The organism is Paenalcaligenes suwonensis (assembly GCF_011290505.1).
GTDB classification, from domain to species: Bacteria; Pseudomonadota; Gammaproteobacteria; order Burkholderiales; family Burkholderiaceae_B; genus Paenalcaligenes; species Paenalcaligenes suwonensis.
This window is the reverse complement of record NZ_JAANPV010000004.1, coordinates 80,974-96,380: the sequence shown is the minus strand read 5'-3', so window position 1 is coordinate 96,380 and position 15,407 is coordinate 80,974. Positions and strand designations below refer to the sequence as shown.

The following is a 15,407-nucleotide window of genomic DNA, read 5'->3' as shown; positions in this document are numbered from 1 at the left end:
GATAAAGCGACTAAATAGTACTAGTTTGATAGGAATTAAAGCAGTATATGCCGATCAGGTAGGCTTTGACCAAAAAAAGCGGAGGGAGGGCTGTGTAAGTGAACGCCAAGTGATACACTTTTAGCGATCAATTCATTTGTTTGCGCCGATTTGCCTGATCCGCTTGCGGGCGCTCCATAAATCCAGCTAAAGAGGTCCCTATGGGTACTACTGCTAATTCTATTCCTGCTTCGGCAGGCTTGTCTGATGCCATTGTTCCTAACGGTTCAGTGGGCATTGTGAAACCTGAGATCATTGGTTTTTCAGAGCCTTTGCTGCTGAAAAGCGGCCAAGTGTTGCCACAGTACGAGCTGTGTGTGGAAAGTTATGGCACGTTGAATGCCGATCGCAGTAATGCGGTATTGGTGTGCCATGCGCTCAATGCGTCACATCATGTGGCGGGCATTGATGCCGCAAATCCCAAAAATATTGGCTGGTGGGACAACATGGTTGGCCCCGGCAAGCCTTTAGACACCGATCGTTTCTTCGTGATTGGTGTGAATAATATTGGCTCATGCTTTGGCTCTACTGGGCCAGCTTCTACAAATCCGGCAACAGGTAAGCCGTGGGGGGCAAATTTCCCCATTCTGACCGTAGAAGACTGGGTCAATGCCCAAGCGCGCTTGGCAGATTATTTCGGTATTCAGAAGTTTGCGGCCGTTATGGGCGGGTCTTTGGGGGGCATGCAGGCCTTAGAGTGGGCAATTAGCCAGCCAGATCGCCTAGAAAATTGCATTGTGATTGCTAGCACGCCTAGATTAAGCGCACAAAATATTGCGTTTAACGAGGTAGCACGCCGCGCCATTATTTCAGATCCCGAGTTTCATGCTGGGGATTACTATGCACACAACACCGTGCCACGTAGTGGCTTAGGTGTAGCGCGTATGTTGGGGCACATCACCTATTTGTCTGACACGGTAATGGCCGAGAAATTCGGGCGTAGTCAGCGCAACCCGTTAGATGGGCAAGCGTACCGCTATGGTTACGATGTGGAATTCGAGGTGGAATCCTACTTACGTTACCAAGGCGAGAAGTTCTCTACGTATTTTGATGCAAATACCTACTTGCTGATTACGAGAGCATTGGATTATTTTGATCCGTCGCGATTGCATAATGGTGATTTGGCTAAGGCCTTAGCGCATGTGCAGGCGAAGTTTTTGTTGGTGTCGTTTACGACTGATTGGCGTTTCTCGCCCGAGTGCTCACGAGAAATTGTGCAGGCATTGTTGAAAAACCGTTTGTCGGTCACGTATGCCGAAGTGGATGCACCGCATGGCCATGATGCGTTTTTGTTGGATGACGAACGTTATCACGGTGTGGTGCAGGGGTATTATGACCATATTGCAGAAACGATGGGGCTGGGTGCCCGTGCTAGCGTAACGGGAGTATTGGCATGAGCAACATAAACGCAGCTTCCTTGGCACAGCGCCCTGACTTACAACGTATTGCCTCGTGGATTAAGCCAGAGTCCAGCGTGCTGGATTTGGGCTGTGCCGATGGCAAGTTATTGGCGCATTTGCGCGATTCCTTGCAGGTGGACGGCATAGGGGTAGAGCGCCATCCACAAGCCATGATTGGCTGTGTGCGTCGTGGCGTGCCAGTGATTCAGCAAGACTTGGAGCAAGGGTTGGCCTTGTTTACTGACCAGTCTTTTGACACGGTGGTGCTGTCTAAAACCCTGCAGTCCATGGTTAATACTGAGCATATTTTGCGTGAGATGGCGCGGGTGGCACGTTTTGGTATTGTGTCTTTTCCCAACTTTGGTCACTGGTCACACGGGTTGTCCATTTTGGCAGGGCGTATGCCCGTATCGGGTGAAATGCCTTATCAATGGTATGACACGCCCAATATCCACTTGTGTACCTTCAAAGACTTTGAAGATTTAGCCCGATCATTGAATTTACGTATTACGCATAGAGCTGCTTTTGGTAACGATGCGGAAGTACGTGTGTTGCCTAGTTTACGTAGCCGTTTGGCTGTGTATCGTTTTGAATCGCCGCATGCGGCAGCTTAGATAAAGGTCTTAGAATCATGGCGTCTCCCTATGCCAGTCCACGAGTGTTGTCATTGCTGGCGCTGGGGTTTGCGAGTGGCTTGCCACTGGCGCTAACCAGTGGGACGTTACAGGCTTGGGCTACCGTAGAAAATGTCAGTTTGACGCAAATTGGCTTTTTGACGCTGGTGGGGTCTGCTTACACACTGAAGTTTTTGTGGGCGCCGTTAATTGACCGTTTTGCCTTCCCTATATTGGGACGCAGGCGCGGTTGGATTCTTATCTCGCAGTTATTATTGGCACTGTCCATTGTGGGCATGGGGTTGTTATCGCCTGGTACAAACCTTATGCCACTAGCGCTCTTGGCAGTGTTTGTGGCCTTTATGTCAGCCACACAAGACATTGCGTTTGATGCGTACAGTACGGATGTGTTGCATCAAGACGAAAGGGCCGCAGGAGCAGCGTTACGGGTGTTGGGCTATCGGGTGGCCATGTTGGTATCCAGTGGCTTGGCCTTAATCTTGGCCGATAAATGGTTAGGCTGGCAGTACACCTATATGCTCATGGGATTGTTAATGGCAGGGTGTATGGTCGCGACGCTGCTGGCCCCCGAGCCAGAGCTTAAGGTGAAGCCACCACGTAATTTGCGCGATGCCGTCGTAGAGCCTTTTAAAGAGTTTTTCTCACGCGAAGGGGCGCTGAGCTTATTGCTGTTGATTGTGCTGTATAAGCTGGGTGATGCATTTGCTGGAGCCTTATCCACCACCTTTTTAATTCGTGGCGCGGGCTTTAGCCTAAGCGAGATAGGTTATATCAACAAAATCTTTGGTTTAGCGAGCACCATTGCAGGGGCGCTGCTAGGTGGCAGCATGATGGCTAGACTAGGGTTGTACAGGGCCTTAATGCTGTTTGGTATTTTGCAGGCGGTGTCTAATCTGGGCTACTGGGTTCTGGCCGTTAACTCGTCAGAGTTATGGCTGATGGCCGTTGTGGTGGGCTTGGAAAACCTATGTGGAGGCTTGGGTACTGTCGCGTCTGTAGCGTTGCTGATGGCGCTGTGTAATAGGCAGTTCTCCGCCACGCAATTCGCCTTATTATCCGCCTTAGCGGCAGTAGGGCGTACCTACTTGGCAGGTCCGCTTACACCATTCTTAGTAGAAGGCTTAGGCTGGCCCACCTTCTTTTTAGTCACTATTGTGATTGCGTTGCCAGGACTATTCTTGCTGCGTTGGCGCAAGAAACAGATCCTAGCGCTGGATCGTCACACCGACTAATTACAGCATGCCTACTGCGCGACCAATAGCCACGGCAGCAGGCATAAGTAACGCGGTGGCAATACCCGTTAAGCTCATGCCTAGGGCCGCAAAAGCCCCCGTGGTTTGGTTTAACTGCATAGAGCGTGCGGTACCGATAGCGTGTGCAGTTAGGCCTAAGGTAAAGCCTTCAGTGATGGGGTCTGTTACCTTCGTCATGCGCAGCAAAGGCACGGCAATAATCGTGCCACCAATACCCGTAATAGCGACTGACACAGCAGCCAGAGACGGCTCACTGCCAAAGTAGTCCACTAACGCCATGGCAATAGGCATAGTGGCCGATTTAGGCATCATGGCAATAATGATGGCCGACGAACCACCCAAAGCCCACGCAATAAATACGGTGCTGAACATGGCGACGTTAGTACCCACAAACAGTGCAGCCATAATGGGCTTCCAGTGTTGGCGCAGCAGTTGCAGTTGTTTGTACAAAGGAATAGCCAAGGCAACAGTAGCTGGGCCAATCAGCAATTGAATAAACTGCGCACCTTCGAAGTAGTGTTCGTAGGGGGTGTCTGTCCATTGCAAAATGGGCACTAAAATCACGACGGATGTCAGTACTGGCAACAGGAACGAATTCGAGTTGGCGCGCTTGTAGATGGTGAGGGTGAACAAGTACACGCATAGTGTAAGTGTTAACCACAGCAGCGGGGATTCGGTGAGAAATACCCAAATACGGAAGAAATCGTCGTTCATTGTTCTTCCTTATCTGCTTGTTTAGCCATAAGTTTTTTTAGTACAAACGCCGTACAGAAGATGGTGAGCGCTACGGCAAGTAAGTTACCCACAATAAAGGGCAGCCACTCTTCGGCAATTTTGTCGAAGAACAGCATAATGCCGGTAACCGTAGGAATGAACAGCAACATTAGATGCTGTAAGAGCGCCGTACCCGCTTTGTCCAGTTCGGTAGGAATACCGCCGCGTATGATGAACGCAGCTAGTAGCAGTAGCATGCCAGCTAAAGGGCCAGGCAGGGGAATGCCCAAATACTGGACAACGACTTCCCCTATCAATTGAAAGACGAATAAGGCTGTAATAGCAACAATCATGGAGCCTCTCCGCCGGCTGCTAAAGGATAGTTATTATTGACTGTTGGCGCTGACTACAGGAGTCGCGACCCAAGTGCGCCAGCGTAGCTCTACTTCTTCGGGTAGATAGACTACAACAGGCAATCGGCTATTGTAGTACAACAATGAGCCCGCACTGCCGGTCACGGGTACAAACTGCAGCTTTTTGCTGTCTTCTGTACACGCCATCATCGTGGAGATGGGGCCCTCTATACTGGGAAGCACATAGTAGGTATAACCCCAGCCTTCTAGCGTTTTTTCTTGAAGTTGACCAATGAATTGGCGTGTGTTGCAGTCGGTTTCTATTACCTTCCCTGGCAACAGCTCTACTTTCAGATCATTTTCATAGTTACCCACAGGTAAATGAATCACGTGCCGCACAAAACCAGGTTCGGGAGCGGGAAACGCCTCTACCGGATCGTTAATGGTTAGCGTCTCAGTAGGTGGAGCGCTGTGTGGGGTGTCTGGGGTGCCAGCATTGGCAGGTGGTTCAGGGGCAAGTGCTGGTGCAGTGGTGTCGGTACTGGTAGCGGCTTGATCTGGTTGAGGGGCTGCCGTGGTTGTACTGGTGCTTGCTGGCTTGTCTTCGGGAGCGGCAGGAGTAGCAGCAGATTGTGCAAGTGTCAGCGGGCTGCTGAGTAGGCCTATAGCAACGAGGGCAGCGCACAGTGCTGCCGTAGGTGTACGGCGGCGAAACGCGTGAGACATGGTGTTCTCCAAAGAAAACATAAGAGGCAGAGAGGGCCAGAATGAACGCTACATTGTACTGTCAGGGCTTAGTGCGAGACAGGCGCGAGGGGCGATTCTTTTGTGGCCTGATTGTGAAAATAGTAAGTGTTTTTTCCAGCTTGCTTGGCCAGATACATGGCTTGATCTGCCAGTTGTAGCAAGCGGTCGGGGTCTGTGGCGTCTGTGGGGTAGAAGCTCACGCCTATACTGGCCGATACCGTAATAGGTTGTTGGCCATGAATATGGTAGGGTTGGGCGAGTAGTGTGAGTAGCTCTTGCAATAGGGCGGTGCTGTCTTCAGGGGCTTTAAAATCACCCAGTAGCAATACCAGCTCGTCACCCCCTAAGCGGGCAACAGTATCGGTTTTACGCAGTTTGCTGGTCAGGCGTAACGCCACTTCTTTCAGCAGCATGTCGCCAATGCTATGGCCATATTGATCGTTAACGGCTTTAAAACCGTCTAGGTCTACATAGCAGGTAGCTAGGAGGTTCTGGCTGCGATCGGCGTGCGATAAGGCTTGTCGTAAACGGTCGGTAAGCAAATATCGGTTAGGTAGTTGCGTGAGCGAATCAAAGTGTGCCAAGCGTTCTAAACGAGCTTCACGAGCTTTGAGTAGGCTTACGTCTGTACCCACAACGATGTAGCGCAGAATAGCGCCTTTGTTGTTACGCACCGGCACAATAGAGACCTGCAAAGGGCGCTCTGTTTGGTTGTGTGAGTGCATGGTCACTTCGCCTTGCCATGCGCCTGTGGTCATGACCTCTTGCCAGATTGCACGCTGGTAGTCCACCGCTTGAGAAGAGGGGGGCAAGAGTAAATCAACCGTATGGCCACGCAATTCGCTAAGCGTATAACCGCTTAAACGAATAGCCGAAGGGTTGGCGTTGATGATGCGATGTTGATCATCCAGTATCAGAATGCTGTCGTAGCTGCGTTTGAATACGCTCGCAGCAATACGTTGTTCGAACTCGTTGCGTCGGCTTTCCGTGATGTCGGTTTGTACGCCATCACACAAGATATCGCCATTGGGTAGGCGGGTGGAGTTGCTTTCTATGCGTATCCAGCGCTCTTGCCCATTGATGATGGCACGTGTGTCTAAGCGCATAGGGCGTAACCAGGCACGTGCTTCGGCGGTTAGGCGTATGGTTTCTGCACGGTCTTCTTCATGCCAGCAATCACTAATGGCTTTAGGGTCGGCATAAATGGCTTTATCCGACAGGTTATACATTTCACAGAGTCGTGGGCTGACGTATTCGTACAGAATGGCGCCATCCAACGATTGCCGTAGGGTGAATACGCCTACAGGAATACGCTGGACCAGGTTTTCATAGCGCTCTTTGGCCAGCAGCAGTTCTTGTTCTGCTCGAGCATGGTCGCTAAGGTTGATGCCTATGCCTATAGCCTGATTTTCATCAATCTGTATGTTGCCCCATAAGGTGCTGAGCCTATGGCCTTGCTTGGTACGGGGGTGCCAGGTTTGGAAGGATACTTCTCGGCTGAAAATGCTTTGGCGTGCCGCAGCGCGTTGAATGCTGTCAGGGTACAGCACAGATAATGGGTCGGCGATTTGCTGTAATTCTTCTCGTTTCCAACCAAATACGCGCTCGCACTCTTTATTCCAAATGACACAGCGCCCTTCGGCGTCAAAACCGTTAATTAGCACCGGCGCATGCGTGAATAGCTTGTCGTATTGATCAGAGGTGTGCAGATTCTGAGCTTGCTTCAGTTGCTGCGTGCGGTAGCTGAGGTTACAGGTGATTGCCAAGGGTAGGCTACCCAGTAAAAACCATAGCAGAGCAGGAGCTTCTTCTGTGGCGGTGGGGTATAGGAACCACTGTACACCTAACATGATGACGGTCATGCACAGCAAACTACAGCTGAATAACAGCAGGGTTAGTCTAGTCGCTAGCAGGGCAAGCAACGGGAGCAGCAAAAACAGCCCATTAGAGCCAAACTGGTAGGCGTAGAACGAGGCCACGCCTAATACCAGCGTGCTGAGCAAGAACTCAGGAATAGACGGGTGTTGGGATCGTGGGCCTATGCAGGCCAGTACGATTGGAATCACCAGCATCTTTTCGATGAGGCTTAGTGCCCAAAGATGGCTATAGGCATCCCACAAACTGGTGTGTAGTAATGGCTGGCTGGCCTGCAGTACGAAAATGTAGCCCAGCGTGCTGAAATTCTGTGTGCCTAGGGCCAGTACTACCACTAGTGCAATCCACTGGCGTGGTGAGTCTAACTGCGCTGAGAAGCTCAGCTTACGCATCACCCAGCAGGTAAATAGCACTTCTAGGGCGGCGATGGCTGCCAGCAGGAAGCTGTACTCTACAGAGGTATTGCCAGCTAGTGCATAGATGAATTGGGCTGCGGCAGCGCTGATCCAGAATCGAGAGTCTCGCGCTAAGGCCAGTGCTAGCACCACACCCGAGGGAATAATCAGTCCGGGTAACGTCGCCAGCGTAGGGCTGTGGTCTATCAGTTGACCCCACACTATACCTAGCGTGATTTGTACTAAAGCGATGAATACTACCCATACCCCAAAGGGCAGCCTAAGTCTGCCTTGAGGATCGCCTGCAACGAGAGGGGGAGGGAGGGGAGCACTCATCGGCCAAGCATAATTGTATTGTTAGCAAATGTGTACGTTTCTAAGCATCATTTGATATTTCTTAACAATTTATTTCTGTGTAGAGTAAAACCTATAGCTGCCCCACAGCACAACTAGCCAAAAAGCGTACACCATTACACCGCTATTGTGAGTGAAAAAAGCTTGGGATAAGCCGAAATCTATGTAGGCAACGGGCAAAAGAAAGCCCGCAGTGGCTAAGGAGCGCTGTGTCAGGGATTCGGCACGTAAGCCTGGGGCAAAGAGTCGCAAGGGGACGAAATAAAGGAAAAGTAATGCAAGTATGCCCACAACCCCTTGCTTTGCGGCGTTGTTCAGAAGTTCGTTATGAGGGTGATCAAATAGTTTTACAACGGGATGGGCTTTCCCCTGTTCGGCAAGGGCGGTCATAGCGGGTTTATATTGTTCTTTGCCCCAGCCGAAAAAAGGCTTTTCTATAAAGAGCTGGCTGGCGCCCTTCCACATTTCAAAGCGGGCGCCAAGAGACGTGGTGCTGGTTCCTTGGGAGTAGAGTGTAACGTTCTGGATGGCTTCTTGTACACGTTGTTGCACACCAAATTGTGGAAGACTATAGATAATGGCAGCAAGTACTACTAAAGCGATAGGTAGCAAAGTTTTTAGGCGTAAGGAGAAATACTGGTGGTAAACACGGAAAAACACCAGTGCAATCAGTGGTAAGCCAATCCAACCTCCACGACTCCCCGAAAATAAAGAGCCAGCAATGCCGCCCAGAGCTCCCAAAGCTAGCCAGACTATCCAGCCCAGTTTGTTTGGGCGAGTGCAGGCCCACGCGATACCTGCCAAACAGAATAAGCCTGTCAGCATGGAGATATTGCCGAACTGAATGACATGGGTAAAACCTCCAGCTCTTTCAATGTTCAAAATGAGCTTTTGGTAGCCAGCCCAGCTACCCGCTAGGATGCCCCCTGTGGCTAGTCCTGCCCATAGCCAAGATAGGCGTGGAGGGTACTTTATTACTAGCATTAACGCGATAGCAGCTGCTAAAAAGCGGCTCGGTAAATCATAGGTCCGTGAGGAGTACTGATAGACAGCAGCTTCTAGTATTCCCATCAACCCATAGAGAGAAAGTGTGGCAAGCACCAACCAATCATTTTTGGTGAGTTGCGGTTTCTGGCGAGTGGCTAGACAGTACAGTCCACCTAACAACAATAACGCAGCACCAACAGAATAGCCTGAGGGAATTACTAGGGCGATTGCACCTAGCAAGAAAACGGCTACGCTAGTGTATAGAGAGGGTAAGAGAGAAGAGGCAGGCATGTTATGGATAAGCGTTAAAAACTGCAGTGTGGATCTAGTATTTTATTAACGGAGTATTACGGAAATACACAGGGTGCACCGTGTAACAAAATATTATTTTTGCAATAAATGTTTAGTAAAGAAGGGCTAGTGATCGCAAAAGGTGTGTATACAGCGGCGATGAGTAGCTTCTAGCCTGTAGCTGAGCGCTGATTTTACTGCCCATGGCGATTTGGGGATAGTCGCAGCTTTACGGGTTTATGCGAATTTGATGCTAAGGGGTATCGTGGCTATAATGACCGGGATTCAGTCAGAACGGCTGCAATTAGCACGTATGTGTTACCGGTCAAGAGGTTGGAGGCTCGACAATCGGTAACCTTGTCTTAGGTCGCTATACAGTGACCCGGCTTGTAAGCCGACACACCTATGCCCGTCCGAAACGGTTGTGGCAACCATTCAACTGCTTTTGCAGTCTGCGTCGGGGCCCGTGTGGCCTTCCTTAAGGCTCTCACGCCCCTTAGGCACCCTTTGTGTCTGTGTATCCTAAATTTCCTTGGGATGCCTTGTTGCGTTTATTTCCGGTTATTGGTGTTTCGGCTGGTGCGCGCTGGTTTTACTGGCGTAGGCTTTCCGACGTCTGCTGCCAGTAAAGCCTTTTTGTTGAAATAACATTAAGGAAACTATAAAAGCATGCAAGAAACAGAGTTTTTTCAGCTGTCTGCAACCTCGGCTATTTTATTATTGCTGGGTTTCTACTTACTGACATTCCTACTCTCATTACTCATCAGTAAGAAGGAAGAAAACGTTGACGGTTATATGGTGTCTAACAGTGCCGTAGGGTTTGGTCTGTCAGCCGCCAGTATGATTGCCACGTGGATTTGGGCAGCCTCGTTTTACGCTAGCGCCACCTCGGGATATAAGTATGGGCTGTCCGGTCCCATACATTATGGATTCTGGGGCGCATTGATGATTTTGTTCATCTTCCCTTTTGGACGGCGATTCCGTGAGTTGGCTCCCGAGGCGCATACCTTAGCGGAAGTGGTGTATGCCCGTCATGGCAGGTCCAGCCAGATGATCATGGCAGTGTCCAATATTATTGGTAGCTGTATTAGCTTAATGGTGAACTTCACAGCAGCTGGGGCATTAGTATCCATGCTTAGCCCGTTAAGTTTTATTCAAGGGGTATTAATTGCGGGTTTAGGCGTACTGTCCTATACCTTGTGGTCGGGGTTCCGCGCATCCGTACTCACTGACTTCGCACAGTTGGTCGCGATGATTCTGGCGGCTGTGATCATTATTCCTCTGATCTTTTTCAATGCCGGTGGTCCAGATCTGATTGCTGATAATTTTTGGCGTCTAAGCAGCGAACAGGCCGATTTCTTTTCCACTACGGCGATTTTGGAACAAGGGGCACCGTACTTTATTGCCGTGTTGGCTTATGCCATTGGTAACCAAACCATTGCGCAGCGTTTATTTGCCGTACGCCAAGACTTAATTAAACCTACCTTTCTTACTGCTACGGTAGGTTATGGGGTAGTGGTGATTGGTCTGGGGATCTTGGGTCTGCTCGCGCTGTTTACTGGGTTGCAGCCCATCGACGGTGATATGAATAACATCATCCCGCAAATGGCGTCAGCCTATCTACCTCCCTTTGGTATTGCTCTGTTTTTTATTTTGGTGATTGGTTCATTGTCGTCCACCGCGGATGCTGACTTATGCGCGTTGTCGGCCATTGTGATGACCGATATCTACGGTAAGAACATCGCTAAAGGTAAACCAGACCCACGTCGTATGCTGTTGTGGGGGCGACTAACCATGATTGTGGCCACGATGTGTGGTGTGGTGTTTGCCAGCCTGCGCTTAGACATCTTGGTGATGCTGGTGTTTGTGGGTGCGCTGTGGGGGGCGATTGTATTCCCAGTAATTAGTAGTTTCTTCTGGAACCGCGTTACGAACACCGCATTTACGACCTCGGTAGCTTGTGCGGTCACCATGTTCTTATTGGTGCGTTTTGAGCTAATTCCCATGACCGGAGTGGTCGCTGTGTTCTTTGAGTTAGTGGCTTCTGTAGGTGGTGGGGTGGTGCTAGGTTTGATGACCTTTGCTTTCTTTGGCCGCAATCTTGCTTTAGCAGTAGGTGCAGTGGTTACCGTCGTATTGATCTATTACGGCGTAGGCTTCTGGCGTGATTACACCGTGCTATTGGGTTCACTGACTTCATATGGGGCGAGCGCCATCGTGTGTACGCTGATGAGTTTGCGTAGTAATGAGCGTTTTGACTTCTCCGTGCTGTCTCATCGTGTGCGTGCTTTCCATGCAGAGCAAGAAAAAATGGTGAAGCCATCTACCAAGCAGCCTGCGTTAACACCTAAGCCACAACTTTAAGGAGCCACTATGAATTGGATCGTGACCTATATATTGATCTGGCCGGTACTGTCGGCTGGCGTGTTGGCCTTATTGGTTGGCGCATTAGTGCGTGATTGGCGAGCAGCCAAGCGTGATGGTAAAGAGATGATCTAAACGCGTAGCAACACGCAACGTTTACGGGCCATGTACCTGCACGGTGCATGGCCCGTTTTGCATGGGCGTATGTTACAAAGAAGATGCCGTATTACGGTGTGAGATCGTGCAGCAATAAGAAGAAGTTGGAGAGAGACCATGCAGGATGTTCACAGTCACCGGCTGCCATTTGATTGGCATGCGCCGGATAGGGCATTACAGGTACCACTATTGGCTGACTCGCCGCATAGCGGTCATGTGTATCCGTTGGATTTTCACAGCCGTGCACCGTTGCGGGTTTTGCGTCGAGCCGAAGACGCCTTCGTAGACCAGCTATGGTCTGCTTTGCCTACGGAAGGGGCTGGGCTATTAGCGGCGCGTGTGAGCAGAAGTTATGTGGATCTTAATCGTCAAGAAACTGATTTAGACCCACAGATGCTAGCATCACCGTGGCCAGGGCTCGTAGAGCCTTCCGAGAAAACGCAGCTAGGGCATGGTTTGCTATGGAAAAACTTGGGTTCGGTAGCTCTATACGACCGGCTCTTAAGTGTGGCCGAGGTACAAGCACGGTTAGCATTGGTGTACAGGCCCTACCATGACTGGTTAGGGCAGCAAGTGCGTCATTTGCATAGGCGGTTTGGGGGAGTGTGGCATTTGAACTTGCACTCTATGCCTTCTGGTGTGAAAGCGTTATTCACTACCAGTACGGTGCCAGACTTTGTACTAGGCGATAGGTTAGGTACCAGTTGCAGCGCCGATTTTGTCGCTACGGTTGAGCACTTATTAAGGGCGGCGGGGTACCGGGTGGTGCGTAATCATCCGTATTCGGGGGCAGCGATTGTGAAGCAGGTGGGTAAACCGGAGCAAAACCGTCATAGCTTGCAGATAGAGGTGAATAGAGCGCTGTATATGGACGAACGTCACCACCGCAAACATTCAGGTTTTGAGGCGTTGCAGGCAGATTTGGCTATGGTGAGCAAACAGTTGGCGAGTTATGTGCGCAGTTGCGCATCATGATTGCGCGCGAGGTTGCCACAGTACATCGGGCTGGCCGGCATGTTGGTTTAAGCATCGTGCCAAAATAAAACACAGATCCGACAGTCTATTTAAATACTGTTGGACTAAGGGGCGTACCGCATCAAATTGCAGCAAGGCGACAATGCTGCGTTCAGCACGGCGAGCCACGGTACGGGTTTGGTGGGCGAGTGCTGCGGCACGGCTACCACCGGGCAAAATGAACTCTTTTAGCGGCGGCAGCGGTGCATTCAGTGTTTGAATGGCATCATCCAGCTCAGCCAATTGCTCGTCTCGCATGGCTTCGTGGCCGGGAATGCAAAGCTCCGCACCCATATCAAACAAATGGTGCTGTATATGAGAAAGCAGTGTATCTATAGAGGCTGGCAGAGCCTCGCAGCGCCACACGCCAATGAGACTATTTAGCTCATCCACCTCACCCAGAGCATGAATGCGCAGACTGTTCTTAGGCACACGCTGCCCATCGCCTAAGCTGGTTTCGCCTTGGTCGCCGGTGCGGGTGGTAATAGAAGACAGTCTGTCGCTCATTGTGATTAGCTCACTTGGGCTAAGGTTGTCAGTGCATTGCCTTCAATGCGCACAATACGCCAATCAGGCAATACCGAGGCCCCTAGGTGTTCGTAAAACTCTATAGCACTTTGATTCCAGTCCAGCACTACCCATTCAAAACGGGCACAATCTAGCTCCAGTGCTTTACGAGCAAGGTATTGCAGCACTTGTTGGCCTAAGCCCAAACGGCGATGCTCTGGCGCAATATAAATGTCTTCCAGATATAAACCGCGCTTGGCACGGAAAGAAGAATAGTTGTGAAACCACATGATGTAGGACACCAGTTTTTCGGGGGCGTCCTGATGGCAAATTACTAAACAGTTCACAGCAGCAGGCTGGGTGAAAATGTTGTCGAGTAAGGTTTGTTCAGTGGCCTGGAAAGTGTCCAGCAGTTTTTCAAAGGTCGCCATTTCCGTCATTAACTGATGGATTTGGGGAATGTCTGCGATGGTGGCTTCGCGTAAAATATAGCCAGCGGAAAGTGGGTGTGACATACGGACTGTGTGCGATAATTCAAAAAGTAAGCGTATACGGCGTAGTCAAAACTGACTGCTACAATAATGCATCATGCCGTCAAGGAGTGTAAACGATGCTGCGAACTTTGCGTAAGCTAAGTGCTTTACTAGCGATTGTATTCATGACGTTGTTCTCTAGTGTGAGTGTGGCCCAAGAGGCCAGAGCCTCAGGAGAAGTGCGTCGAGTTGATCCGGGTGCTGGAAAAATCACATTAAAGCACGGTGAAATAGATGTGTTGCGGTTGCCCGCGATGACCTTGGTGTATCGCATCGACCCAGCCTTATTGGCCGACTTGAAACCAGGCGATAAAGTGCGCTTTGTGGCCATACGTCAGAATGATGAATACGTGGTGCTGAGTATCCAAAAATAGATCGCACACCTATTTCATACAAGACAGATAAAAATAGCCGCCCTAGGGCGGCTATTTTTGTGACAGACACCAGTGCAGCTTATAGCACGTAGCGCGCCAAATCTTGGTGCGTGACGGCTTCTTGCAGTTGGGCATCTACATATGCCGCATCGATCACAACGGTTTGCTCTGCTTTGGAACCTGCTTCGTAGGATAGATCATCCAGCAGTTTTTCCATCACGGTGTACAAACGTCGTGCGCCGATGTTTTCGGTACGCTCGTTAACTTCAAAAGCCAGCTCAGCCAAGCGACGAATACCTTCTGGTGTGAAGTCCAGATGAACGTTTTCCGTTGCCAACAATGCTGTGTATTGCTTAGTCAGCGAGGCGTCGGTATCGGACAAAATGCACACGAAGTCGTCGGCTGTCAGCGAGTCCAGTTCCACACGAATAGGGAAACGACCTTGCAGTTCTGGGATCAGGTCCGAAGGGCGTGACAAGTGGAAAGCGCCGGAAGCAATAAACAAAATGTGATCCGTACGCACTACACCGTACTTGGTGTTGACGGTGGTGCCTTCTACCAGAGGCAGTAAGTCACGCTGCACACCTTGACGGGATACTTCACCGCTGGTGTTGCCTTCGCGGGAGGTGATCTTGTCGATTTCGTCCAAGAATACAATGCCATTTTGTTCTGCATTCAGAACAGCCGCAGCACGTAGTTCTTCTTCGTTGATGTGTTTGGCCGCTTCTTCATCTACCAGCAGCTTAAATGCTTCTTTGACTTTGAGTTTGCGCTTCTTGGTTTTGTCACGGCCCATGCCGGCAAACATGCCACGCAGTTGCTCCGTCATTTCTTCCATGCCGGGAGGCGCCATGATTTCCATCTGTGGCATCACTTGTGCCACGTCAATTTCAATCTCGGTGTCATCCATTTTGCCTTCACGCAGGCGTTTGCGGAACGTCTGGCGTGTGCCACTTTCTTCGCGCTCGGGTTGGCCGTAGCTGTCGCGAGCAGGAGGAACCAAGGCGTCCAAGATACGGTCTTCAGCTGATTCTTCCGCTTTGCTGCGTACGCGGCGCATTTCCAATTCGCGGGTTTGCTTAACCGAGGCATCCACCAAATCACGAATGATGGTTTCTACGTCGCGGCCTACATAACCTACTTCGGTAAATTTAGTGGCTTCCACTTTGATGAAAGGCGCGTTGGCAAGCTTGGCCAAACGACGGGCGATTTCGGTTTTACCGACGCCGGTGGGCCCAATCATCAGGATGTTTTTAGGGGTGATTTCGTGGTTGAGAGGCTCGGGAACCTGCTGACGACGCCAGCGATTACGCAGAGCAACAGCCACAGAACGTTTGGCACGATTTTGGCCAACAATATGTTTGTCTAGCTCGGAGACAATTTCTCCGGGTGTCATGGATGTAGCGGACATGATGA

General features: G+C 50.5%; 15 protein-coding genes. 7 read left to right on the top strand and 8 right to left on the bottom strand.

The window, feature by feature from the left end; genetic code table 11:
* Positions 1-200: 200 nt before the first annotated feature.
* From metX to GY634_RS07515, 3 genes are read left to right on the top strand one after another with little or no spacing between them, the layout of a single operon-like run.
* A complete protein-coding gene (metX, locus tag GY634_RS07525; RefSeq protein WP_166407938.1) occupies positions 201-1,436 on the top strand; it encodes a homoserine O-succinyltransferase MetX in 1,236 nt (411 codons plus the stop codon).
* The gene (gene metW, locus GY634_RS07520) at positions 1,433-2,053 is read left to right on the top strand and encodes a methionine biosynthesis protein MetW (protein ID WP_166407937.1); all 621 of its coding nucleotides are present in this window, start codon (positions 1,433-1,435) and stop codon (positions 2,051-2,053) included. The genes metX and metW overlap by 4 nt, the downstream gene beginning before the upstream one ends.
* 17 nt (positions 2,054-2,070) lie before the next feature.
* A complete protein-coding gene (locus tag GY634_RS07515; protein ID WP_166407936.1) occupies positions 2,071-3,306 on the top strand; it encodes a muropeptide transporter in 1,236 nt (411 codons plus the stop codon).
* Here GY634_RS07515 and GY634_RS07510 read toward each other — a convergent pair whose 3' ends face one another.
* The 5 genes from GY634_RS07510 to GY634_RS07490 all read right to left on the bottom strand — a co-directional run bounded on the left by GY634_RS07510 (position 3,307) and on the right by GY634_RS07490 (position 8,647).
* Positions 3,307-4,041 carry an LrgB family protein gene (locus GY634_RS07510; protein ID WP_166407935.1) on the bottom strand — a complete coding sequence of 245 codons (735 nt, stop codon included), beginning with the start codon at positions 4,039-4,041 and terminating at the stop codon, positions 3,307-3,309.
* Positions 4,038-4,394 (bottom strand): CidA/LrgA family protein, encoded by a 357-nt coding sequence (locus GY634_RS07505; protein WP_166407934.1) that lies wholly within the window; start codon positions 4,392-4,394, stop codon positions 4,038-4,040. The genes GY634_RS07510 and GY634_RS07505 overlap by 4 nt, the downstream gene beginning before the upstream one ends.
* A 33-nt stretch (positions 4,395-4,427) precedes the next feature.
* A complete protein-coding gene (gene eco / locus GY634_RS07500) occupies positions 4,428-5,120 on the bottom strand; it encodes a serine protease inhibitor ecotin (RefSeq protein ID WP_166407933.1) in 693 nt (230 codons plus the stop codon).
* 68 nt (positions 5,121-5,188) lie between these two features.
* A complete protein-coding gene (locus tag GY634_RS07495; protein WP_166407932.1) occupies positions 5,189-7,747 on the bottom strand; it encodes a sensor domain-containing diguanylate cyclase in 2,559 nt (852 codons plus the stop codon).
* A gap of 69 nt (positions 7,748-7,816) precedes the next feature.
* Positions 7,817-8,647 (bottom strand): O-antigen ligase family protein, encoded by an 831-nt coding sequence (locus tag GY634_RS07490; protein ID WP_207625539.1) that lies wholly within the window; start codon positions 8,645-8,647, stop codon positions 7,817-7,819.
* A gap of 1,065 nt (positions 8,648-9,712) precedes the next feature.
* Between GY634_RS07490 and GY634_RS07485 the strand changes: the two genes are divergently transcribed.
* The 3 genes from GY634_RS07485 (at position 9,713) to GY634_RS07480 (ending at position 12,538) form a co-directional block, all read left to right on the top strand.
* Positions 9,713-11,407: a sodium:solute symporter family protein gene (locus GY634_RS07485; RefSeq protein WP_166407930.1), complete on the top strand. Its 1,695-nt coding sequence runs from the start codon at positions 9,713-9,715 to the stop codon at positions 11,405-11,407.
* A gap of 9 nt (positions 11,408-11,416) precedes the next feature.
* The gene (locus tag GY634_RS17220; protein WP_242683642.1) at positions 11,417-11,542 is read left to right on the top strand and encodes a putative transporter small subunit; all 126 of its coding nucleotides are present in this window, start codon (positions 11,417-11,419) and stop codon (positions 11,540-11,542) included.
* Positions 11,543-11,680: 138 nt separating this feature from the next.
* Positions 11,681-12,538, top strand: a complete 858-nt coding sequence (locus GY634_RS07480) for an N-formylglutamate amidohydrolase (RefSeq protein ID WP_166407929.1) — start codon at positions 11,681-11,683, stop codon at positions 12,536-12,538.
* On the opposite strand, the gene GY634_RS07475 is transcribed toward GY634_RS07480, so the two are convergent.
* Both GY634_RS07475 and GY634_RS07470 read right to left on the bottom strand, forming a co-directional pair.
* Positions 12,533-13,084, bottom strand: coding sequence for a cob(I)yrinic acid a,c-diamide adenosyltransferase (locus GY634_RS07475; RefSeq protein ID WP_166407928.1), 552 nt, complete (start codon positions 13,082-13,084; stop codon positions 12,533-12,535). The genes GY634_RS07480 and GY634_RS07475 overlap by 6 nt on opposite strands.
* 5 nt (positions 13,085-13,089) lie before the next feature.
* Positions 13,090-13,599 carry a GNAT family N-acetyltransferase gene (locus tag GY634_RS07470; protein WP_166407927.1) on the bottom strand — a complete coding sequence of 170 codons (510 nt, stop codon included), beginning with the start codon at positions 13,597-13,599 and terminating at the stop codon, positions 13,090-13,092.
* Between the two features lie 95 nt (positions 13,600-13,694).
* Between GY634_RS07470 and GY634_RS07465 the strand changes: the two genes are divergently transcribed.
* Positions 13,695-13,991 (top strand): copper-binding protein, encoded by a 297-nt coding sequence (locus GY634_RS07465; RefSeq protein ID WP_166407926.1) that lies wholly within the window; start codon positions 13,695-13,697, stop codon positions 13,989-13,991.
* A 79-nt stretch (positions 13,992-14,070) separates the two neighbouring features.
* On the opposite strand, the gene hslU is transcribed toward GY634_RS07465, so the two are convergent.
* Complete coding sequence (gene hslU, locus GY634_RS07460; protein WP_166407925.1) at positions 14,071-15,402, bottom strand: ATP-dependent protease ATPase subunit HslU; 1,332 nt, start codon at positions 15,400-15,402, stop codon at positions 14,071-14,073.
* Between the last annotated feature and the right edge of the window lie 5 nt (positions 15,403-15,407).